Annotated in this window: 19 protein-coding genes; 9 read left to right on the top strand and 10 right to left on the bottom strand. The window is 66.2% G+C overall.

The annotated features are described in order from the left end of the window. Positions 1–49: 49 nt before the first annotated feature. Together AC5ZH6_RS22850 and AC5ZH6_RS22845 are read left to right on the top strand one after the other, a co-directional pair. Complete coding sequence (locus AC5ZH6_RS22850) at positions 50–1,417, top strand: condensation domain-containing protein (RefSeq protein WP_244421196.1); 1,368 nt, start codon at positions 50–52, stop codon at positions 1,415–1,417. After that, positions 1,414–2,760 (top strand): condensation domain-containing protein, encoded by a 1,347-nt coding sequence (locus AC5ZH6_RS22845; RefSeq protein ID WP_496167856.1) that lies wholly within the window; start codon positions 1,414–1,416, stop codon positions 2,758–2,760. Before AC5ZH6_RS22850 ends, AC5ZH6_RS22845 begins: the two co-directional genes overlap by 4 nt. A 22-nt stretch (positions 2,761–2,782) precedes the next feature. Here AC5ZH6_RS22845 and AC5ZH6_RS22840 read toward each other — a convergent pair whose 3' ends face one another. From AC5ZH6_RS22840 to AC5ZH6_RS22830, 3 genes are read right to left on the bottom strand one after another with little or no spacing between them, the layout of a single operon-like run. Beyond that, positions 2,783–3,631: a glycosyltransferase family 2 protein gene (locus AC5ZH6_RS22840; protein ID WP_240524000.1), complete on the bottom strand. Its 849-nt coding sequence runs from the start codon at positions 3,629–3,631 to the stop codon at positions 2,783–2,785. After that, on the bottom strand, positions 3,591–4,421 hold the full coding sequence (locus AC5ZH6_RS22835) for a glycosyltransferase family 2 protein (RefSeq protein ID WP_006371973.1): 831 nt from the start codon (positions 4,419–4,421) through the stop codon (positions 3,591–3,593). The genes AC5ZH6_RS22840 and AC5ZH6_RS22835 overlap by 41 nt, the downstream gene beginning before the upstream one ends. Before the next feature lie 43 nt (positions 4,422–4,464). After that, positions 4,465–5,727: a cytochrome P450 gene (locus tag AC5ZH6_RS22830; protein ID WP_006371974.1), complete on the bottom strand. Its 1,263-nt coding sequence runs from the start codon at positions 5,725–5,727 to the stop codon at positions 4,465–4,467. Positions 5,728–5,849: 122 nt separating this feature from the next. Here AC5ZH6_RS22830 and AC5ZH6_RS22825 point away from each other — a divergent pair, with 122 nt between their 5' ends. Continuing rightward, positions 5,850–6,461 (top strand): TetR/AcrR family transcriptional regulator, encoded by a 612-nt coding sequence (locus AC5ZH6_RS22825; protein ID WP_288336956.1) that lies wholly within the window; start codon positions 5,850–5,852, stop codon positions 6,459–6,461. Positions 6,462–6,489: 28 nt separating this feature from the next. Here AC5ZH6_RS22825 and AC5ZH6_RS22820 read toward each other — a convergent pair whose 3' ends face one another. After that, positions 6,490–6,975 carry a nitroreductase family deazaflavin-dependent oxidoreductase gene (locus tag AC5ZH6_RS22820; RefSeq protein ID WP_006371976.1) on the bottom strand — a complete coding sequence of 162 codons (486 nt, stop codon included), beginning with the start codon at positions 6,973–6,975 and terminating at the stop codon, positions 6,490–6,492. 4 nt (positions 6,976–6,979) lie between these two features. Continuing rightward, positions 6,980–8,143 carry a steroid 3-ketoacyl-CoA thiolase gene (locus AC5ZH6_RS22815; RefSeq protein ID WP_288336955.1) on the bottom strand — a complete coding sequence of 388 codons (1,164 nt, stop codon included), beginning with the start codon at positions 8,141–8,143 and terminating at the stop codon, positions 6,980–6,982. A 337-nt stretch (positions 8,144–8,480) separates the two neighbouring features. Here AC5ZH6_RS22815 and AC5ZH6_RS22810 point away from each other — a divergent pair, with 337 nt between their 5' ends. The 3 genes from AC5ZH6_RS22810 (at position 8,481) to AC5ZH6_RS22800 (ending at position 11,402) form a co-directional block, all read left to right on the top strand. Continuing rightward, the gene (locus AC5ZH6_RS22810) at positions 8,481–9,788 is read left to right on the top strand and encodes a cytochrome P450 (protein WP_428841858.1); all 1,308 of its coding nucleotides are present in this window, start codon (positions 8,481–8,483) and stop codon (positions 9,786–9,788) included. Then, positions 9,785–10,234, top strand: a complete 450-nt coding sequence (locus tag AC5ZH6_RS22805; protein ID WP_006371979.1) for a nuclear transport factor 2 family protein — start codon at positions 9,785–9,787, stop codon at positions 10,232–10,234. The genes AC5ZH6_RS22810 and AC5ZH6_RS22805 overlap by 4 nt, the downstream gene beginning before the upstream one ends. Before the next feature lie 208 nt (positions 10,235–10,442). Beyond that, positions 10,443–11,402 (top strand): hypothetical protein, encoded by a 960-nt coding sequence (locus AC5ZH6_RS22800; RefSeq protein WP_288336954.1) that lies wholly within the window; start codon positions 10,443–10,445, stop codon positions 11,400–11,402. Between the two features lie 85 nt (positions 11,403–11,487). On the opposite strand, the gene AC5ZH6_RS22795 is transcribed toward AC5ZH6_RS22800, so the two are convergent. The 3 genes from AC5ZH6_RS22795 to AC5ZH6_RS22785 are packed head-to-tail and all read right to left on the bottom strand — an operon-like array spanning position 11,488 to position 14,742. After that, positions 11,488–12,666 carry a thiolase family protein gene (locus AC5ZH6_RS22795; RefSeq protein WP_006371981.1) on the bottom strand — a complete coding sequence of 393 codons (1,179 nt, stop codon included), beginning with the start codon at positions 12,664–12,666 and terminating at the stop codon, positions 11,488–11,490. Further along, the gene (locus tag AC5ZH6_RS22790; RefSeq protein WP_211543663.1) at positions 12,666–13,712 is read right to left on the bottom strand and encodes a thiolase family protein; all 1,047 of its coding nucleotides are present in this window, start codon (positions 13,710–13,712) and stop codon (positions 12,666–12,668) included. Before AC5ZH6_RS22790 ends, AC5ZH6_RS22795 begins: the two co-directional genes overlap by 1 nt. A 40-nt stretch (positions 13,713–13,752) precedes the next feature. Beyond that, positions 13,753–14,742, bottom strand: a complete 990-nt coding sequence (locus AC5ZH6_RS22785; RefSeq protein ID WP_006371983.1) for a Zn-ribbon domain-containing OB-fold protein — start codon at positions 14,740–14,742, stop codon at positions 13,753–13,755. A 133-nt stretch (positions 14,743–14,875) separates the two neighbouring features. On the opposite strand from AC5ZH6_RS22785, the gene AC5ZH6_RS22780 reads away from it, so the two are divergent. Then, positions 14,876–15,913 carry an LLM class F420-dependent oxidoreductase gene (locus tag AC5ZH6_RS22780; RefSeq protein WP_211543665.1) on the top strand — a complete coding sequence of 346 codons (1,038 nt, stop codon included), beginning with the start codon at positions 14,876–14,878 and terminating at the stop codon, positions 15,911–15,913. A gap of 7 nt (positions 15,914–15,920) precedes the next feature. Here the strand turns inward: AC5ZH6_RS22780 and AC5ZH6_RS22775 are convergent, their stop codons facing one another. Then, positions 15,921–17,375 carry a cytochrome P450 gene (locus AC5ZH6_RS22775; protein ID WP_211543666.1) on the bottom strand — a complete coding sequence of 485 codons (1,455 nt, stop codon included), beginning with the start codon at positions 17,373–17,375 and terminating at the stop codon, positions 15,921–15,923. A gap of 12 nt (positions 17,376–17,387) precedes the next feature. Further along, the gene (locus AC5ZH6_RS22770; RefSeq protein ID WP_211543667.1) at positions 17,388–18,209 is read right to left on the bottom strand and encodes a crotonase/enoyl-CoA hydratase family protein; all 822 of its coding nucleotides are present in this window, start codon (positions 18,207–18,209) and stop codon (positions 17,388–17,390) included. An 81-nt stretch (positions 18,210–18,290) separates the two neighbouring features. On the opposite strand from AC5ZH6_RS22770, the gene AC5ZH6_RS22765 reads away from it, so the two are divergent. Together AC5ZH6_RS22765 and AC5ZH6_RS22760 are read left to right on the top strand one after the other, a co-directional pair. Beyond that, complete coding sequence (locus tag AC5ZH6_RS22765; RefSeq protein ID WP_211543668.1) at positions 18,291–19,955, top strand: acyl-CoA synthetase; 1,665 nt, start codon at positions 18,291–18,293, stop codon at positions 19,953–19,955. Continuing rightward, the gene (locus AC5ZH6_RS22760) at positions 19,952–21,091 is read left to right on the top strand and encodes an NAD(P)H-dependent flavin oxidoreductase (protein WP_014361507.1); all 1,140 of its coding nucleotides are present in this window, start codon (positions 19,952–19,954) and stop codon (positions 21,089–21,091) included. Before AC5ZH6_RS22765 ends, AC5ZH6_RS22760 begins: the two co-directional genes overlap by 4 nt. Positions 21,092–21,353: the final 262 nt, after the last annotated feature.

Raw genomic sequence — 21,353 nt, 5'->3', positions numbered from 1 at the left:
ACCGCTTCTGCGCGAGGCGTTTCCGGGTGGGTCCGTCGTGGAGTGGACCATGCGCTCCCCGGATCGGGCCAGACTCGGCTCGTCTCCCTCGGGTGCGGGAACCTTCCTGCAGTCCGATCACCTCGCGACCGCGGTCGCCGCTCGTCTACGCGGCGAACCGCATCGGGCGATCATCGGCTCCCTCACGCGTTTCGACGAGCCGCTCGACGCCGAGGTCATGGCGCAGGCGCTCACCGACTTCGTGCGGCGCCACGAGGAACTACGTGCGCACTACGTGGTCGACGAATCGGGGATCACCCGCGTGGTCGCGCCACCGGATTCGGTGGAGATGGTCACCACCGTGCCGGACCCCGACCTCGTCCTCGACGAGGCGTCGGTCGGCGAGTATGCGGCGCAACGCATCACCTCGCTGACCGATTTCGATTCGGTACCCGCCATGGCATTCGGGGCGGCGGCGGGTGAGCGGGGTTTCACGTTCTATCTGGGCGCCGACCATGTCCACGGAGACGGATACTCGGTGTGGCTCGCGCTCGCCGAGATCGTCGCGCTCTACCGGGCACGGGTGCACGGCGAGCCCGCGGATCTGCCGTCGGTCGGCAAGTACGCGGATTTCATCCGGGCCGAGGCGATGTCGGCCGCGGCGGTCGCCGCCGACGCCGACAGCGTCCACACCTGGCGGGCGGCACTGCGGGCCAAGGGCGGGGTTCCGACCTCGCCGCTCGATCTCGGGCTCGACGGTGACACCGCCGTACCGGCGGTCCGTGCCCGTCGCGATCTGATCGACGCCGATGACGCCGCCCGGATCGACGAGCGGCTCGCCGGGACCGGCTGCACCTTCACCGGGTGTCTGTACGCGGCAATGGCATCGGCGCAGTTCGCGGTGACCGGTGATCGCCTGTTCTGTACGACGACCGCCCTGGCGACGCGTCCCCCCGGGCACGAAAGCACCCAGGGCTGGTTGTGCAACTTTGCGCCGATCTGTTTCGAGGTGGACCCCGACGCCGACTTCGTGTCGCTGATCGGGGCGGCCACCGACGCCGTCCGCGACGCCCGCTCCGCCGCAGCCGCGCCGGTGGGTGCGGTACTCGGGGTGTTGGCACAGACCGGTGAGTTGCCGCCGATCACGGGTTCGCCGCAGATGGTGACCTACCTCGATCATCGTCGGCTGCCGGGGGTCGAGGACCCGACGGTGCGGACGACGGTCGGTTTCCCCGGTGTCGGAAAGACCAAGAACGCCAACCTCTGGGTGAGCCGGATGACCGACTGCGTGACGGTCGAGACCCAGATCCCCGACAACGCGACCGCCCGGCGGAACATCGGTAACTACCTCGACGCGATCGCCGATATCCTGCACGACTTCGCCGCGGGTGCCGAGCGGCCCGCACCGCACACCGGCGCGACCGGGGCAGCGGTATGAAACTGGCGAGCCTGGAACACTATTCGGTGCAACCCGGCTGCTTCGTGCAGTGGGTGCCGGAGTGCGCAGCGGCGAACTCGTCGGCTGTGACGGTCATGGCGGTCTCGGAGAACGAGCGTTTCCATCTCGACTCGGTGCAGGAGGGTCACCTGGGCTGGATGACCCTCGTCGTCGATCTACCCCGATCGGTGCCCCGGGAACTGCTGCGCCGCATGGCATCGGAGCTGATGTCGCGTCATGACGCATTGCGCAGCCATTTCGTCGCCGGCGACGACTATGTGCGCCAACATCATCAGGAAGTCCTGGCGATGGTCGACGACGAGATCGATGCGCGCGACTGGGACGCGCAGGCACTCACCGACGAAGTACTGCGACGAACGGCATCGGCGTGTAATCCACTCCGATCCGGTGGGCACTTCTTGTCCGCCGTCTGCCGGCCGGACTCGACGACGGTGATCTGCGCCTTCGACCACGCCTACGTCGACGCCCGGTCGTTGACGGTGATCGCCGCCGACATCACCGATGTTCTCGCCGAACGCCCGTTACGACCCGCGGCATCGGGTCTCGACGAGGTGCGCGCCCACATCCGTGTTCCGAACGTGCCCGCCGACGACCCGCGGCTGGCCGGTTGGGAACGCTTTCTCGAACAATCCGACTGGCAGATACCGGATTTCCCCTTGGATCTCGGCGTCGGCCCGGGGGAGCGCAAGCCGATGCGCACCGCGATGCGCACACTGGTGGCCGCCGACGACGCCCCCGAACTCAGTTCCGGTATCCGACGCCTCGGCGGCCGTACGCTCTCGGCATTGCTGACCGCCATCGGAGTGGCCGTCCATCGGTCCGGAGGCCCGGAGGAGATGTCGACGATCATCCCGGCCGGACCCCAGACGGACCGACGCTTCGTGGGTTGGGTGGTCGACAACATCCCGATGCGCGTCGCAGGTAGTGGTGATCCGTTGGAGCTCAGCCGGATCAACGCACGACGGGTGGCCGAGGCGACACCGCTGGCCGAGATCGGATTGACCCCGGTCTATCAGACCTTCGGAGATCGGTTGCGCCGCAGCCGAGACGACGTGTTCATGCTGTCCTATGTGGACTACACCCGTTGGTACACACCGGCCGACGGCGTCGAGGTCCGTCAACTCTCCGGCGATCACGACACCGACAACGCGCAGTGGTGGCTGTGGCGCGACGAGAGCGGCATCCATGTGCGGGTTCGCTATCCCGACACCGATCAGGCCGAGAAGATCATCGACGCCGTTCTGTCCGAGACGGTTTCGGTGATCGGTGAGATCGTCGATCGCGTCACGATGCCTGCTGCGCGGGCACACGGTATGGCATGAGATCTCATACCGGCGTCACTGCTCAGCGGATGTCGATCGCCTGACCCGTCGACTCCGCGAGGTCGGCTCGTCCGCCCCGATGGTCGGCGGCGTACCACGCCGAGTTCCCACGAATGCCCAGATGCCGTACACGTCGCTGGGAAGTGCGGACGATGGCACGGGGTGCGAGGGCCACCGCCGACTTCGGTGCGACCTTGCGTACACGTTGTTGCAACTCCCAGTCCTCGGAAACCTGCTCGAGAGGCAGCCGCGGATACCCGCCTGCGGTCAGGTAGACCTCGGTGTCGAAGGCGCAGTTCGGGCCGACAACCCCGAAAGTCCGCTGCGCATACGGGGGTTCGTGTCGGGTCCGCCACTTCTGTTGCAGGTGTCCGACTCGCCACAGCAGGCCGAGCAGGTCGTAGGGAACCGGAGAGTACGGTTCGTCGTGGCGTGCCCGTAATCGGCCGCCGACGAGTCGCCGGCCGGCCAGCAGCGGCTGGAGCAGCTCGTGCAGCCACGTCGGATCGGGGACCGAATCCGAATCCGTCCGGGCGACGAACACCGCGCCGGTGTCGATGGCGTGCCGTACGCCGGTGTCGACGGCCGACCCGAGCCCCTTCTGCGTCTCGGTGATCAGCTCGAACGGCCGGCGGGTGCCCTCGGCGATGAACTTCTCGACCACCTCTGCGGTGGTGTCGGTGCTGTTGTTGTCGATGACAATGACCCGAAAACCGTTCAGCAGTTGACGTTCGAGCACGGTGTCGAAACGTTGGGCGTCGAGGGCGCGCAGCGTCGAGGTGATCAGACGCTGCTCGTTGTAGGCCGGCACGATCACCGCCACGCGGGGCTCAGCGGACATCGGCGGCGAGGTCGGTGGAACTGCGGTCACCCGAATACCATTCGAGCAGGCCCTTGATCCCGAAGGCCTGTTGGCGGCGTTGCGAGGTGTAGACCAGGGCATTCTTCTGCAAGGCGATTCCCTTGGGGCCCACCAGCGACCGCACGCGACTCTGTAACACGGTGTCGTCGTCGACGTCCTCCATGCGCGTCCGCGGGAACCCGCCGGATTCCAGGTACATCTCGACGTCGATGGCCATGTTGTTGCCCACCACCGCATAACTGCGGCGGGCGGCGGCCGGTCCGCGGGCGGTCCGCAGGTACTCCACGGCGTGGCCGACCCGCCAGAGTTTGCCGACCGCGTTGAACAGGAACGGTGAGACGTCTTCGTCGTCACGGGCTTTCACCCGGCCGCCGACGAGCCGTTTCCCGGCGAACAGCGGGGTCAGCAGGGTGGCGAGCCAGTCCGGCGCCGGATGCGAGTCGGCGTCGGTGCGCGCGATGTAGCGAGCTCCGGAAGCGATGGCGTGACGCGCGCCGGTGTCGGCGGCACAGCCCGAACCCTTTTCGGTTTCGGAGATCAATTCGGTGGGGAACCGGGTTCCGGCCTCGATGAACTCGCGGACGAGGTCCGGGGTGCGATCGGTGCTGTTGTTGTCGACCACCACCACGCGGAATCCGTGCAGGACCTCACGATGCAGTGGGGCGTCGAACTCCTGATCCTGCAAGGCCTGCAGGGTGTCGACGATCAGGCGTTCCTCGTTGTATGCGGGGATGATCACCGCGACTGCGGGCGTCGATGGGCAGAGGTGGTCGGCTGTGGAATCGGATTCGTCGGCCATGGACGAAAGTCTATGTGCCCTTTCGCGTCGTGGCCACCGAGCGTCAGGGACCAGGCACCCGGGAGAGGGTGCCGTAGTCCACCGGGAGATCCTTGACCCCGTTGAGCCAGCCCGATCGGACCCGCCGCATCGGCCCGACCCGGGAGATGTCGGGCAGCACGTCGGCGATGGCGTTGAAGATGAGGTTCAGCTCGAGGCGGGCGAGGTTGGCCCCGATGCAGAAATGTGCCCCATTCCCGCCGAACGCGAGATGGGGATTGGGGTCACGAAGAATGTCGAAGGTGAATGGGTCGGAAAAGACGTCCTCGTCGTAATTGGCCGAGCTGTAGAACAGTCCGACCCGCTGCCCAGCGGTGATCGCGACGCCACCGAGTTCGGTGTCGGCGAGGGCGGTTCGCTGGAAGGCGTTGACCGGCGTCGACCAGCGCAGGATCTCATCGATCGTCGAGGCGGGCCGCTCACGGCGAAACAGCTCCCATTGGGCGGGATGATCGAGAAACGCATTCATTCCGTGTGTGGTCGCATTTCGGGTGGTCTCGTTCCCGGCGGTGATCAGCAGGATGACGAAGAAACCGAACTCCATCTCGTCGAGGGCCTCACCGTCGATGTCGGCCTGCACCAGGGTGGTGACGATGTCCTCACGCGGATTACGTCGCCGATCCTCGGCCATCTGGTATGCGTAACCCAGCAATTCGGCGTTCGCCGTGGTGGGATCGATCAGCTGATCCGGATCGTCGGAATTGATGATGGCGTCGACGAGTTCGTGAATTCTCGGTCGATCGGCGGTGGGTACACCGATGAGGTCGAGGATCGCCTGTAACGGGAGGTGGACGGCGACGTCGTCGACGAAGTTCCCGCTGCCGCGCGCCGCGGCCTCGGTGACCACCCGGCGTGCCGACTCCTGCAACGTGTCGGTCAGCGCACCAACGGATTTCGGCGTGAAGATGCGCGAGACGATCTTGCGTAGACGCGTGTGCGACGGCGGATCGTGGTTGATGAGAAGCGCTTTGGTGAACTCGATCTGATCGGCCGTCACGTACTCGGGGAGGCGGATGATCGCGCCGTTGGCATTGGTCGACCACAGCGCGTGATTGCGTGAGACCTCGCGGACGTGAGCATGCTTCGAGACCACCCAGAATCCGCCATCGTGGAATCCGCCGCCCTTGCCCTCCTCCTGGGCGTTCCACCACACCGGTGCCGTCCGGCGCAGATGAGCGAACTCGACAAGGGGGATACCGCGTTCGAGGAGGTCGGGATCGGTGAAGTCGATGCCCGCGTCGAACGGACGGGCCGATGTGGTCTGCATCACCACACCATACACCAGAAGAATATCTGTATGGTCAAACATCTCGGCGTCGTTCGCCGATTAGGGTGGATTCTCATGACGCGCGAGTGCCCGGTGAGGCCGATCGACCATGGGGCACGCTGATGCGGACGCACGGATGGGCCGGTGCGGTACCCGCCACCGATGAGGAGGCGGTCGCGCGCATTCTCGCGACCACCCGAGAGGTCATCGACGAACAGGGAGAGGCCACGCGTCTGACCGACGTGGCGCGACGACTCGGCGTGACCCGCCAGACGGTGTATCGCTACTTCCCGAGCACCGAGGCGTTGCTCTCGGCGACCGCCATCGACGCCGTCGGAGCGTTCCTCGACCGCATCGCCGGCCGCTTGGCGGGACTCACCGAGCCGGATGTGGCTGTGGTCGAGGGTGTTTCAGCGGTGCTGGAGGCGCTCGCCGACGACCGCTACATGGGCATCCTGCTGCTGCCCGGACATCAGAGCCTCCCGGTGATCGGACAGATCACCTCGGAGAACGCGCGCGTATTCGCGCGCAGCATGATCGAGCGGATGGATGTCGACTGGACCGCACGCGGTTACGGCGACCAGGACATCGAGATCCTCGTCGAGATCGTCTTGCGCACCCTGCAATCACTGATCATCGACCCCGGTCACGCGCACTCGGCTCCGGATCGCCGAGAGTTCCTCGACTGCTGGTTGGGATCGGCGATCCGTGCACTTCCGAGCGGAATTCGTTGAGCCGGCCCGGCCGAGGTCCGAGGCGACGTCAGCCGGTGGCGGGTTCGCAGATCACCACCGGGATCTCGCGCTCGGTCCAGGCGTCGTAGGTGTCGAAGTCGGCATACACGTCGACCAGTTTCGGCCACAGGCGCGCGCGTTCGGCCTCATCGGCGGTGCGGGCCCGCAACTCGTGGCGATCACGCCCGACCTCGATGGTCACCGCCGGGTTGGCGCGCAGGTTGAGATACCACGCCGGGTGATGCGCCAGTCCGCCCTGTGAGGCCACCACGACGAAGTTCTCGCCGTCGCGCAGATAGAGCAACGGTGCGGTGCGAGGCTTACCAGACTTGCGGCCGGTCGTGGTCAACAGGCACACCGGAACCGGCTTGTGCAGTGCCGCCCCGATTCGCCACGTGTTGCCCAGGCGGCCACCGGTGGCGCGGTAGACCACCGTGTTGAGCCGCGAGCCCACCTTGATCAGCTGCGCGACAACAGGCGAATCGAGTTGGGGTGGACGGTTGTTCGCATCCACCGGCTCAGATGCGTTCCAGTATCGTGCCAGTGGCCATCGCCCCGCCCGCACACATCGTGATCAGGGCGGTCTGTTTGTCGGTGCGTTCCAGTTCGTGCAGGGCGGTGGTGATCAACCGGGAACCGGTGCTACCCACCGGATGTCCGAGTGCGATCGCGCCGCCGTTGACGTTCACCTTGTCCATGTCGGCGCCGTGGACCTGGGCCCAACTGAGTACCACCGAGGCGAACGCCTCGTTGATCTCGACGAGGTCGATGTCCGACAACGACATTCCGGCCTTGCTCAGTACTCGTTCGGTGGCCTGGACCGGACCGTCGAGATGGTAGTGCGGCTCGGCGCCGACGAGCGCCTGCGCGCGCAGCCGAGCCCGGGGGGTGAGGCCCAGTTCCCGTGCGCGCCCCTCGTCCATCAGCAGGATCGCCGCGGCGCCATCGGAGATCTGCGACGAGGTCCCGGCGGTGTGGATGCCGCCCTCGATCACCGGCTTGAGTCCGGCCAGCGACTCCGCGGTCGTCTCGCGCAGCCCCTGATCGCGGACGACGTCGAGGATGTTGCCGGTGAGTTCACCGTCCTTGGTGCGTTCCGGTGCTTTGAGCGCGAGTACCTCGCGGTCGAAGCGTCCTTCGTCCCAGGCGATTCGCGCACGCTGTTGGCTCCGCAGTCCGAGCGCCTCGATGTCGGCGCGGGTGATGCCGCGTCGGCGCGCGATGCGCTCGGCGGCCTCGAACTGGTTGGGCAGGTCGATGTGCCACGAATCGGCATGGTAGGGACCGGCATTCGTCCCGACGTTGGCGCCCAGTGGCACCTGTGTCATGGTCTCGACGCCGCAGGCGATGCCGACCTCGATGGTGTCGGTCGCGATCAGTCCGGCGATCAGATGATTGGCCTGCTGCGCCGACCCACACTGACAGTCGATCGTGGTCGCGCCGGTGTGTTCGGGCAGACCCGCCGACAGCCAGGCCTTGCGGGTGACGTTGCCCGCCTGGGCGCCGGCCTGGGTGACACAGCCGCCGATCGCTTGTTCGACCAAGGCCGGGTCGATGCCCGCCCGTTCGATGAGGCCGCGCTGGGTCATCCCGAGGAGCTCTTCGGCATGCAGACCCGATAGCCAGCCGGCCCGCTTTCCGATCGGCGTCCGCACTGCTTCCACGATCACCGGAACACCCATGGTGGTTCCTCTCCTACGAGGTTCGCTGCCGTCTGACGACCGGCACTGTCCTGCTCAAATTAGAACATGTTCTCGTTTGCGTCCAGCCTCGGGATCGATATGGCGACGCCGATGGGTCGGGGAAGGGGTGAAAGCGACAGTTTCCTGGACATCAGTCCAGAAAAATCGAAGTGGGACGGTCGCCCAACACTGCATAGGCGGCGTGGACTGGGGCGACCGTCCAGAAAAAAGTAGAACAGGTTCTCGTGTAGTCCGGGTTTCTTGTGTACCGTGGATCACACAAGTGAGACCGAAATCCGTTCTCATCTCACTACAGGTAACGACAGGTGGTGTGACAGTGGTCAAGACCGTCAACGTTTCCGCGGGGGAGTCGCCGAGCGGGGCGACGTCGTCAACGGAAGACGCGGGCAGCAGCCCGTTCATGACGCAGGAGGGCTGGGATTTCACCAATCCCGACCTGCTCGAACAGGGAATCCCGGTCCAGGAGTTCGCAGCCCTGCGTTCGACGGCCCCGGTGTGGTGGAATGCGCAGCGCGAGGGCAAGGGCGGCGGATTCCACGACGGCGGCTATTGGGTGATCTCCAAGCACGCCCATATCCGCGAGATCTCCAAGAACAACGCCGACTGGTCGACCGCGTCCAAGGGCGTGATCATGCGTTTCGACGACGAGATGACCCAGGAGCAGCTCGACGTCACCAAGGCTCTGCTGATCAACCACGATCCGCCGGACCACACGCGGTTGCGCAAGCTGGTGTCGAAGGCCTTCACGCCGCGCGCGGTGCAGGCGCTCGAGCACAAGCTCGATGACGCGGCCCGGACGATCGTGAGGCATGCGGCCGAACAGGGCACCGGAGACTTCGTCCACGATGTGGCCGTCGACCTGCCGTTGTTGGCCATCGCCGATCTGCTCGGTGTGCCCGAGGACGACCGGGTCAAGCTCTTCACCTGGTCGAACAACATGATGAACTACGACGACCCGGAGTTCGGCGAGGACCCGGAGATGGCGTCGGCGGAGATCCTCGGCTACGGCTACAACATGGCCGAGGCACGTCGCAAGAATCCCGTCGACGACATCGTCAGCGTGTTGGTCAACGCCGATATCGAGGGCCAGTCGCTCGACGAGGCCGAGTTCGGCTTCTTCTTCATCCTGCTGACCGTCGCCGGCAACGAGACGACGCGCAACGCGATCAGCCACGGCATGAACGCCTTCCTCGAGCACCCCGATCAGTGGGAGCTGTTCAAGCGGGAGCGGCCGGCCACCGCGGTCGACGAGATCGTCCGCTGGGCCACACCGGTCAACTGCTTCCAGCGCACCGCCAAGCGCGACACGCAGGTCGGCGGCGTCGACATCGCCGAGGGCGAGCGCGTCGGGTTGTTCTACGGTTCGGCGAACTACGACGACGAGGTCTTCGAGAAACCCTACGAGTTCAACATCCTGCGAGATCCCAACCCGCACGTCGGTTTCGGCGGCAACGGTGCGCACTTCTGCGTCGGGGCGAACCTGGCGCGGATGGAGATCAACCTGATGTTCAACGCGCTCGCCGACCTGGTGCCCGACATCAGTAGGCTGGAGGCACCGCGTCGGCTACGGCACGGCTGGATCAACGGGGTCAAGGAACTCCGGGTCGACTACGGGACGAAATGACTCATTCCGAAACCGCACCAGCGTATCTGAACATCGATCGGGAGAACCATCCGGCGGTGGTCGCCGGACGGCGCTCGCGTGAGTTCGTCGAGGCCCGGGACAAGCAGGCCTGGGTGGACAATTTCGCCGCCGACGCGAAGGTCGAGGACCCGGTCGGGCCGTCGATGTTCGACGCCGAGGGCGTCGGATTCAGCGGGCACCAACGGATCTCGGAGTTCTGGGATCTGTCGATAGCGACCACCGAGAGCATCGAGTTCGTCTTCGACGACGAGATCATCTGCGGCAACGAGGTCGCCTACGTCGGTAAGATCGTCACCCACATCGCCGGTCACGTCTCCGAAGCCCACGGTGTGTTCACCTATCGCGCCGACGAGAACGGGAAACTCGCTGCGCTGCGGGCGTTCTGGGAGGTCGAGAAGACGATCAACTCGGTGCGCCCGGCTTAGCGGACCCTCTCACCCGCTCGGAGCGGTCGACCCATGAAAAGTAGGGGAAGAATCTTCTTCCCCTACTTTCTCGTTCTTCCCCGCGAAATTTCCTGCGGAGGAAAGGATTTCTTCGGGAAGAATCGCCAGGATCCCGGTGGAAAGGCGATTATCCACAGCTGTGGATGAGCTTGACCACGCCTGCTCGTTCTCGGGCATGCTCATCCCCATGAATTCCGACGACCGTCTGATCCTGCGACGTGATGCGATCAAGCGAGGTGCGACCGACGCCGAGATCGCACGTGGTCTACGCGACGGGACTCTTGCGCGTGTGGGGTGGGGTGGGTACGTCCCGGTGAAAGGCGACTGCGAGCTCGATGAGTTTGCGGTTCGCGAAGAGCGGTATCGCGATTCGGTCCTCGCGGCGGTTCGGATCGGCGGGGAACGGCGTTACCCGAGCCATCAGTCGGCGGCGGCGCTGCTGGGCATTCCGTTGCTGGACAGCGATACCTCGAAGGTTCATTTCACCTCGAAAGCCTCAGGCCGTACCACGCAGAGTCTGATCGTTCACCAAGCCCACATCACTCCGACCGATCTCGTCGAGGCCAACGGAGTTCTCGTGACGTCGATCGCACGTACCGTCTGTGACGTCGCGCGGGAAGGCACTTTCCGGCAAGCGTTGTGCGCTCTCGACTCCGGGCTCTACCAGGGCCGTAAGCGTGGTATTTCCGTCGACCTTGAAGGTGTCGCAGCGGGTATGCGGCGACAGCACGGAATTGCGTTACTGCGCAGCGCCCTGCCTTTGGCGGACGATCGATCCGAGAGCATCGGCGAGTCGCTGAGCCGCGGTGTCATGATGGAGTCGAAGTCGGTGCCGCGGCCCGAGCTCCAGGCGGAGGTCGTCGTCGCCGACGGCTCGGTGAAACGCTGCGATTTCGGGTGGCGTGACTCGCAGGGAAGTTTGCTGGTCGTCGGGGAGTTCGACGGCAGGTTCAAGTATCACCGTGCCTCGGCGGCCAGCGGGCATCGGCTTGCCGAGGACGTCATCTACGCGGAGAAGCTGCGCGAGGACGCGATCCGTGAGTGCGGGATCGTCGTGGTGCGGTGGACGTGGCAGGATCTGCGCGACCCCGACGCCTTCGTCCGCAAGATCTTCGGGGCTCTCCGCCGCGCAGGAATCGTTGGCTGACCTGTTCTTCCCCAAGAAACCCATTCCTCCCCTGACAATTTCCAGGGGAACAACGAAATCTCTGGGGAAGAATCCGAGACAGACGTCAGTGCTGTGGCTTGTCGGACCCCACGAGCCACATCGAGAAGTATTGCGAACCACCGCCATACGCGTGGCCGAGGGCCTTGCGGGCGTCGGGCACCTGGTGTGCTCCGGCCTTGCCCATCACCTGGATCGCAGCCTCGGCGAAGCGGATCATGCCGGACGCGCCGATCGGATTCGACGACAACACGCCGCCGGAGGCGTTGAGTGGGATGCGTCCTCCGATCTCGGTCTCGCCGGCCTCGGTCAGCTTCCAGCCCTGGTTTTCCGGCGCGAAACCCAGGTTTTCCAACCACATCGGCTCGAACCACGAGAAGGGCACGTAGATCTCGGCGGCGTCGATCTCCTCGACGGGGTTGTCGATGCCGCCGGCCTTCCACAGTGCCGCGGCGGCATCCCGACCGGCCTGTGGGCTGACGACGTTGCGGTGCGCGAAGGCCAACGGCTCGGTACGCATCGCGGTCGCGTGAATCCATGCGACCGGAGTTCCCTGTGCCACAGCGTCATCGGCGATCTGCTCGTCGCCGATGACCACGGCGCACGCCCCGTCCGACGACGGGCACGTCTCGTCGTAGCGGATCGGGTCCCAGAGCATCTGCGACGCCATGACCGACTCGGTGGTGATGTCGGGCTGATGCAGGTGTGCCAGCGGATTGAGGGCGCCGTTGCGACGGTCCTTGGCCGCGACCATCGCACCGATGTGCTCGGGGGCGCCGGACTGCCGGATGTAGGCGCGCACGTGGGGCGCGAAGAATCCGCCCGCGCCTGCGCCCACCGGCTTGGTGAACGGCACCGGAATCGACAACGCCCACATGGCGTTCGACTCCGACTGCTTCTCCCACGCGACGGCCAGCACCCGACGGTGCACCCCGGCGAATACCAGTGACGCCGCGACGTTGGCGGTGGAACCACCGACCGAACCCGCGGTGTGTACCCGGATCAGTCGTTTGCCGACGGCGCCGAGCGCCTCCGCCATCGCCAGCTCGGGCATCATGGTGCCCTCGAAGAGATCCGGGGCCTTGCCGATGACGATGGCGTCGATGTCATCGATCGAGACCTTCGCGTCGGCCAGCGCCGCGTCGATCGCCTCCCGGCACATCCCGGCCATCGTCACGTCGTGCCGTTTGGCGACATAGTGTGTCTGGCCGGTGCCCAGAACCGCCGCCCGGTTGTTGTGTGCCATCAGTTCTCGTCTCCCGCGGTGTCGGCGCCCAAGGTGACAACCATGTTCTGTTGAAGCAGTGGACCGCTCGTCGCGTGCGCGAGCGCGGTCTGCGCGTTGCCGCCGAGGATCTCGTTCGCGGCATAACCGATCCGTTGCAATCCGGCCGAGAACAGCGAGTTCCCGGCGAGGACACCGCCGGACGGATTGATGCGCACCGACTCCGGCAGGCGTAACGCGTTGCGCACGATCAGTTCTTGATGCGTGTAGGGTGCCGCGATCTCGGCGACGTCGACTGCGCGGCTTTGCTCGCCGAACGCGGTATCGCCGGCCAGGGTCGTCGACGGCGACACCGTCAGGTCCCGCGCGCCGAAATTCGGGGTGTCGATGCGATGATCCCACCCGGTGATGAACGCGGGATTGGCCACCAGCTCACGCGCCCGACGCTCGGAGGCGATGATGACCGCCGCCGCGGCATCGGTGTAGGGCGCGATGTCGTGGGCGCGCAAGGGATTCGCGACGTAGTCGGCACCCAGGAGGTCGTCCATCGAGGCGCCGGTGGTACGGGCGGCCACCGCCGCCATGTCGGCCTCGGTCCACGTTCCGGCATCGAGTCCCGCGCGGGCCTGCAGTGCGGCGAGCGACCGGGCCTGTGGCCACAGCGGTGCCACAGTGTACGGGTCGGTCTGCAGCGCCAGGGTCAGATCCATGTCGCCGGCAGTCGATTTGCCGAAGCCGTAGGCCAGGGCCAGATCGACCTCGCCGGTGGCGATCTTCACCCAGGCCTCGTAGAGCGCCCACGCCGCGTCCATTTCGACGTGCGACTCGTTGATGGGCGGCATCGCACCGATCGAGTCGATGGCCGAGATGAACGAGAAAGCGCGTCCGGCAAGGTAATCCGACGATCCACTACACCAGAAGCCGATATCGGTCCGGCTGATGCCGAGATCGGCGTAGAGCTTGGAGAAACAGGGGATCAGCATTTCCACGCCATTGGTGGTGCCGTGGGTCCCGACGACATTCGGGCTGTGGGCGAACCCGACGATCGCGATCCGGGGGAGGGTCATGACGACATGTCCTTTGTGATGGGCGAGAAAGTGTTCGGGCTCAGAGGAATTCGCGGTAGGAGGCGTAGTCGGCGTCCGGCTCACCGGTCGGCCGGAAGTGGCTGATGCTGCCCAACGAGAGTTCACGCTCGTCCTCGGGGACCCACGCCGCCTGCACGCGCATCCCCATCCGGACCTCGTCTGCCGGGCAGTCGAGGATCAGATGCAGGAACGGGATATCGGTGCCGTCGAGCAGCACGTAGGCGGCGACGTACGGCGGCTTGATGCGTTGTCCCTGAAAGGGGACGTTGACGATGCAGAAGGTGGTGACGATCCCGGTGTCGGCCAACTCGACCCGCTCCACCGCGGGTGCACCGTCGGACGGGCTGACCTTGCGCGGCGGGAAGTACACCCGACCGGCGTCGACGCCCGACCCGATCCGGGAGCCGTAGAGTTTGCCGGCCTTGAGCCCCTCCAGGTACCAGGACTCCTCCTCGGTGGCCGAGTGGGTGATCGTGGTGGTGATCGGGGTCGTGATGACGACGCGCTCGCCGGCGTCGACCTCGGCGGTATTCGGTTCGGCCGGCGTTGCGGTCTCACCCGGGGCGAAATGGCTGATGTCGTCGATTCGGCCGGTCCGTGCGGCGCGCCAGACGGCGTGCACGCGCAGCCCCGTCGTCACGTCGTCGGCCGAATCCACCAATAGGGCGTGCAAGAGAGCGGTGTCGGCGCCGTCGAGGCGGATCAACGCCCAGGCGAACGGCACGTCGAGCGGTTGGGGAGCGGCGGGTTGGTCGACCCACGTCCACGAGACGACGGTGCCGGTGGCGGCGACGTCGATGAGATCGGTGGTCGGGGCACCCGATCCGGGATCGAACTCGACCGGCGGCACCGAGACCGTGCCATCCGCGGCGCGTGAGCCGACGATCCGGCCGTCGCGCAGACCGAGCGCGAACTGCGACAGCACCGGACCCAGCGACCGGGTGTACCCGAAGGTGTTGGTCAGCGGTGCGGTGAGGACGGGGGTCTCGGGTTCGGGAACGACCGCCACCGGGTCTGGGACTCCGGGACGGTCACTGGTTGCGATGCTGCTCACACAATCGAGTAGAACACGTTCTAGTATTGGGCACAAGACGCACGTCGGCACGCCGAGGATCGACAACCCCGAGAGGACGGCATCGACCGTGAAACTGGCTTTGCAACTGGGATATTGGGGAGCCGGTCCCATCGCCGGCGCGGCTGAGCTCGTCGCGGCCGCCGAGGCGAACGGCTTCGACGCCGTGTTCACCGCCGAATCGTGGGGCTCGGACACCTACACCCCGCTGGCGTGGTGGGGATCGGCCACGTCCCGTGTCCGCCTGGGCACGGCGGTCTCCCAGCTGTCGGCGCGACCGCCGACCTCCCTGGCGATGGCCGCGCTCACCCTCGACCACCTCTCCGGCGGCCGCCACATCATCGGACTCGGGGTGTCGGGCCCGCAGGTGGTGGAGGGCTGGTATGGCGCGCCATTCGCCAAACCCCTTGCCCGGACCCGCGAATACGTCGAGATCGTCCGCGCGGTGCTGGCGCGCGAGACACCGGTGCGCAGCGACGGACCGCACTACCCGCTGCCGTATCCGACAGACGCGCCCGGATCGACCGGCCTGGGCAAGTCACTGAAGCCGATCACCCATCCGCTGCGGGCCGACATCCCCATCTGGCTCGGTGCCGAGGGACCGCGCAACGTGGCGCAGACCGCAGAGATCGCCGATGGCTGGCTCGCCATCTTCTACAGTCTCGCCCTGGCCGATCATTACGAGCAGTGGTTGGCCGAGGGCTTCGCCCGACCGGGGGCGCGACGAACGCGTGAGGAGTTCGAGGTCGCGGCGACCGTGCAGGTCGTCGTCACCGACGACGTCGCCTCGGCCGTCGAGCGGTACCGTCCGTCGACGGCGCTGTACGTCGGCGGAATGGGGGCCGAGCAGAAGAACTTTCACGCCGCGCTCTACACACGGATGGGCTACGGCGACGCCGTCGAGGAGATCGGCCGTCTGTTCCGGGCGGGCCGCAGGGAAGAGGCGATCGCGGCCGTGCCCGACGAGATGGTCCGCGAAACCCTGATCGCCGGCACCGCCGACGAAGTACGCGCGCAGATCTCCTTGTGGGAGGCTGCCGGAGTCGACATGCTGATGGTCACCGCGCGTGACGTCGAGACCATCGAGACCCTGGCCGGGCTGGTCTGAACCACGCTCAACCCGCGGTCGCCGACACCCGGCGCTCGCTCAGCGACAAGTGAAAATCCTTGGGCACCATGGTGAGACGCTCGTCGACGGTCAGTTGGTAGTCGGGGTCGGCGCGCAGGTCGTATCGGTGTAGGAGGCTCGCGAGCACCAACACCGCCTCGTGCAGGGCGAACTGGCGTCCGATGCACGAGCGCACCCCGGTGCCGAACGGCTGGTAGGTGTGCGCGGGCCGCTTCTTGATGTTCGCCGAGAGAAACCGATCCGGGTCGTAGACGTCGGGGTCGGTCCACACCTGCGGATCGCGGTGCACCAGGCCCAGCAGCACGATCGCCCAGTCCTGGGTCCGCATCCGGTGGTGACCGCCGATCACGGTGTCCTCCCGCGGGCTGCGGGCGAAGGCGGGGACGGTCGGCCAGATCCGCAGCGCCTCATCGAGGCAGCGTCGGATGTAGCGGAACTTCGGCACCTGCTCGAACTCCGGCATCGCCGACGGATCCGTACCGAGGATCTCGTCGGCCTCGGCCTGGGCGCGCGCGAGGAACTCCGGGTTCTGGGAGAGGTAGTACAGGGTGAATGACAATGCCCCGGAGGTGGTTTCATGCCCCGCGACCAGAAAGGTGAGGATCTGGTAGCGGATGTTGAGCATCGAGAGCTTCTCGCCCGTCTCGGGATGGGCGACGTTGAGCATGATGCCGAGTAGATCGTCACGGTTCGGATCGCCTGCGCGGGCCGCGATCACCCCGTCGAGGAGTGAGTCGACGTACTCCTGGTGCTCGGCGTTGCGGCGGTCGAGATAGCGCATCAGGAATCGGCCACCCGGAGCGGTACCCAAGCCGCCCTTGCGTCGGCCGGTCTCGAGGGCGCGGATCATCGCACCGATGAACGGATGCGGCTGCGCAGAGGAGAACGAGCCGAAATCCTGACTGAAAGCGGTGCGCGTCAATGTCTCGAGGGTCAACTTGGTCATGTCCCGGGTGACATCGGTGTCGCCACCGCGACGGTCCCAATAGTCGAAGAGTTCACTCGCGGTGGAGATCATCGTCGGGTGGTAGGAGCGGATCGCCGACTTGGTGAATGCAGGGATCAACAGCTCATGCGCCAGTTGCCAATTGGGTTCGTCGTTGCGCGCGGTGAACAAACCGTCGCCGGCGTACTGGCGCAGCGCGGTGATCGCCGGTGGCAACGCCTTGCAGAAACGGGTCTCATCGCAGAGTTCGGCGGCGAGCTCGGCCGACGCGACGAACACGAACTTCTGCCGGAAGATCTGCATCTCGAAGATCGGGCCGAGGCCCGGGCCCCACTCGAGGATGCTCAACACCGGATTACGCGGATCGGAGACCCCGAGGTCACCGATGACCGGGCGCCGGGTGCCGGCATGCGGGAATCGTTGGCCGGACCAGTCGTTTTTCAGCGGGCGTCGCAACACATCCTCGACGATGCTCGTCGTGGGCGGTGGTGTCAACGTCGCCCGACGTCACTCGCCGGTGAAGACCGGCTTTTCCTTGGCGGCGAATGCTTTCGGGCCGACCTTGGCGTCCTTGCTCTGGAACACCGAGATGCCGATCGGCGCCTCGATGGCGAAGGCGTCGAGTTCGTGCATCCCCTCGGTCTCGCGGATGGTCCGCAGGATCGCCTGTACGGCGAGGGGACCGTTGGCGCAGATCGCATCGGCGAGCTCGAGAGCCTTGTTGAGGGTGGCGCCGTCGTCGACGACGTGGCCGATCAAACCGTATTCCTTGGCCTCGTCGGCGGTGATGTGACGGCCCGTCAAGAGAATGTCACAGGCGACGGTGTAGGGGATCTGTCGCACCAGCCGTACTGCGCTGCCGCCGAGCGGGAAGAGTCCCCAACGTGCTTCGGATACACCGAATCTGGCACTTCGGCCGGCCACCCGGATGTCGGTGCCCTGCAGGATCTCGGTACCGCCGGCGATCGCCGGGCCCTCCACGGCGGCGATGAGCGGTTTGGTCAGTCGGCGGCCTTTGAGCAGCGCAGGCAGCGACGCCGGGTCCCAGGCGCCCTGTTTGACCGTGTCGCCGGGAGCGTTGCGCGACATGGCCTTGAGGTCCATGCCGGCGCAGAACGCGCCCCCCGCGCCGGTGAGGATCGCCGCCCGGATCTCGGGATCGGAGTCGACCCGGTCCCAGGCCTCGGTCATGATCGCCATCATCTCCGAGGACAGCGCGTTGCGGGCGGCGGGGCGGTTCATGGTGACGATCAGAACGTGTCCGCGTTGCTCGACCAGACAGTGTGGCGCCTCGTCGGTGGCGGATTCGGCATGCGACATCGTGGTCATCTCGACCCCCAGATCGGTGGAAGTGGCATGTGGAAGGAACGTGCTCTTGCCGGAAACGATAACACGTTCTAGTTTTGTGTCATGGCTTTCACCATCGGGGACCTCATCGAGCATGCGGTCGACCTCATGCCGGACCGCACCGCCGTCGAATCGGGCGACCGTTCGCGCACCTATGCCGAACTCGAGGCCCGCAGCAACGCCCTCGCGCACCACCTTCGTTCGCTGGGCGTGCAGCCAGGTGACCGAGTGGGTCTGTACAGCCGAAACACGATCGAATCCATCGAGGCGATGGTCGCGATCTTCAAGGCGCGGGCGGTGATGGTCAACGTCAACTACCGCTACGTCGAGGCCGAACTCGACCACATCTTCTCCGACTCCGGGATGACCGTGCTCATCCACGAACGTCAGTATTCGACGCGGGTGTGCAACGTGTTGTCGAATCGCGACGCGGCCGGCGGTGTGCGGCCGGTCGTCGCCCACCGCGTCGTCATCCCCGATGGCAGTGACGTCGAGATCGGGACGCTCGTCGCCCCGGTCCTCTACGACGACGCGATCGCAGGCGAATCGATCGAGCGTGACTTCGAGGAGCGCTCCGACGACGACCTGTACATGCTCTACACCGGCGGAACGACCGGCAAACCCAAGGGTGTCGTGTGGCGGCAGGCCGACGTCTGGCGGGTTCTCGGCGGCGGCATCGACTGGTACACCGGCGAGCCGGTCACCGACGAGTGGGAGCACGCGCGCACCGGCGCCGCGGGCGGACAACTCGTCCGATTCCCGATCCCTCCGTTCATCCACGGAGGCTCGCAGTGGGCGGTGTTCCAGGCGCTCTTCGGTGGCGGAAAAGCGGTGGTGTATCCCGATTTCGACGCGCACGCCGTCTGGGAGGCGGTCGGCCGGCACGGGGTGAACGTCATGTTCATCACCGGAGATGCCATGGGGCGACCGATGATCGAGGCGCTCGGTCAGCGCGACTACGACACCTCCACACTCGTTTCCGTGGCGTCGTCCGCGTGCCTGTTCTCGCCGAGCATCAAAGAGCAGTTCCTCGAACGCTTCCCGAACGCCGTCATCATCGACGCGATCGGATCGTCGGAGACCGGATTCGGCGGGATGGCCGCCGTCGTCAAGGGTGAGTCACACGTCGGGGCGCCACGGGTCAACGCCGACAAGCAAACCCACGTGCTGCGCGAGGACGGGACCCAGGTGGAGCCCGGCACCGGTGAGGTCGGGGTGCTCGCGCGCACCGGTCACATCCCGCTGCGCTATCACAACGATCCAGAGAAATCGGCCAAGACGTTCAAGGAATTCAACGGGATTCGCTACTCGATTCCGGGGGACTTCGCGCGGGTCGAGGCCGACGGCACCATCACCATGCTGGGCCGCGGATCGGTGTCGATCAACACCGGCGGCGAGAAGGTCTATCCCGAAGAGGTCGAGGCGGCACTCAAGGCACACCCCGACGTCTTCGACACCGTTGTCGTCGGGGTCGCCGACGACCGGTTCGGGCAGCGAGTCGCCGCGGTGATCGCCGCGCGTGACTCGGCGCGGCCGACGCTCGGAGAGCTCGCAGATGTGGTGCGCAAAGAACTGGCGGGCTACAAGACGCCGCGCAGCGTGTGGTTCGTCGATGAGATCAAGCGATCACCGGCGGGCAAGCCCGACTACCGGTGGGCGGCGTCGGTCACCGAGAGCCGCCCGGCCGATGAGACAGCAGACACAGAGATCAAAGGGGCCACTCGATGAAGACAGAACTGGCAACACGATTCGGGATCGACTACCCGATCTTCGGATTCACGCCGAGCCAACACGTGGCCGCGGCGATCAGCCGGGCCGGTGGCCTCGGCGTCCTGGGGTGTGTGCGGTTCAACGATCCGGAGGAACTCGACGAGGTCCTCGAGTGGATGCACGACAACACCGACGGCAAGCCGTTCGGCGTCGACATCGTGATGCCTGCGAAGATCCCGACCGAGGGCAGCCACACCGACCTCGACGCGATGATCCCGCCCGAGCACCGCGCGTTCGTCGAACGCACGCTCGACGACCTCGGTGTGCCGCCGCTGCCCGACGGCGACCGGGTCAATGCCGGAGTACTCGGCTGGCTGCATTCGGTGGCGCGTTCGCATGTCGACGTCGCGATGACCCACGCCGACAAGTACGGCCAGATCAAGCTCATCGCCAATGCCCTCGGGTCACCCCCCGCCGACGTCATCGCCACCGCCCACGACCACGGTGTGTCGGTGGCCGCCCTGGCGGGCGCGAAAGATCATGCGCTGCATCACGTCGACGCCGGAGTCGACATCGTCATCGCCCAGGGATACGAGGGTGGCGGTCACACCGGTGAGGTGACGTCGATGATCCTGTGGCCCGAACTCGTCGACGCCGTCGGCGACCGGGCACCGGTGCTTGCGGCCGGCGGCGTCGGCAGCGGTCGACAGATCGCTGCCGCGATTGCCCTAGGCGCACAGGGTGTCTGGATGGGGACCTATTGGCTCACCGCTGCTGAGTACAAACTCGGGGTGCCCGAGGGGCAGGAGGGGCCGTCGACCGTGCAGCAGGCGCTGCTCGACGCGAGCTCGCGGGACACCGTGCGCCGTCGCATCTATTCCGGCAAGCCCGCTCGACTGCTCAAGACGAAGTGGACCGACGCGTGGGATGCCCAGGGCGCACCGGAGCCGCTGCCGATGCCGCTGCAGAACATCCTCGTCTCCGAGGCGCACGCCCGAATCTCCGCGTCCAGCGACCCCGGGGTCGTGGCGATGCCCGCCGGTCAGATCGTCGGACGCCTCAACGCGATCACCCCGGTCGCCGAGCTGATCGCCGACATGGTCGCCGAATACGAGGAATCCGTCGCCCGGATGCAGAAAACATTGGAGGGGTAGCGCTTCGGTACGAAACCAGCCTTGGCGCAGGTGGTCTCGAGGCACGCCGCACGCGGCTCGCACCTCGACCAGCGGTGTAAAACGCCCTTCCCACCCGATCACCATCCCACCCGATCAGCATCGCGCCTGGTGGCCTTCCCATCCGGCGGATTCCATCCGATCACCTTCCACCCCGATGGCCTTCCCATCCGGTGGCCTTCCACCCCGGTGGTCGAGGTTGGTCGAGGTGCCGAGGAGCGCCAGCGACGAGCCTCGAGACTAT

The sequence above is a fragment of the Gordonia sp. YC-XJ4 genome (genome assembly GCF_059511865.1).
This window is presented reverse-complemented; position numbering and strand designations above follow the sequence as displayed.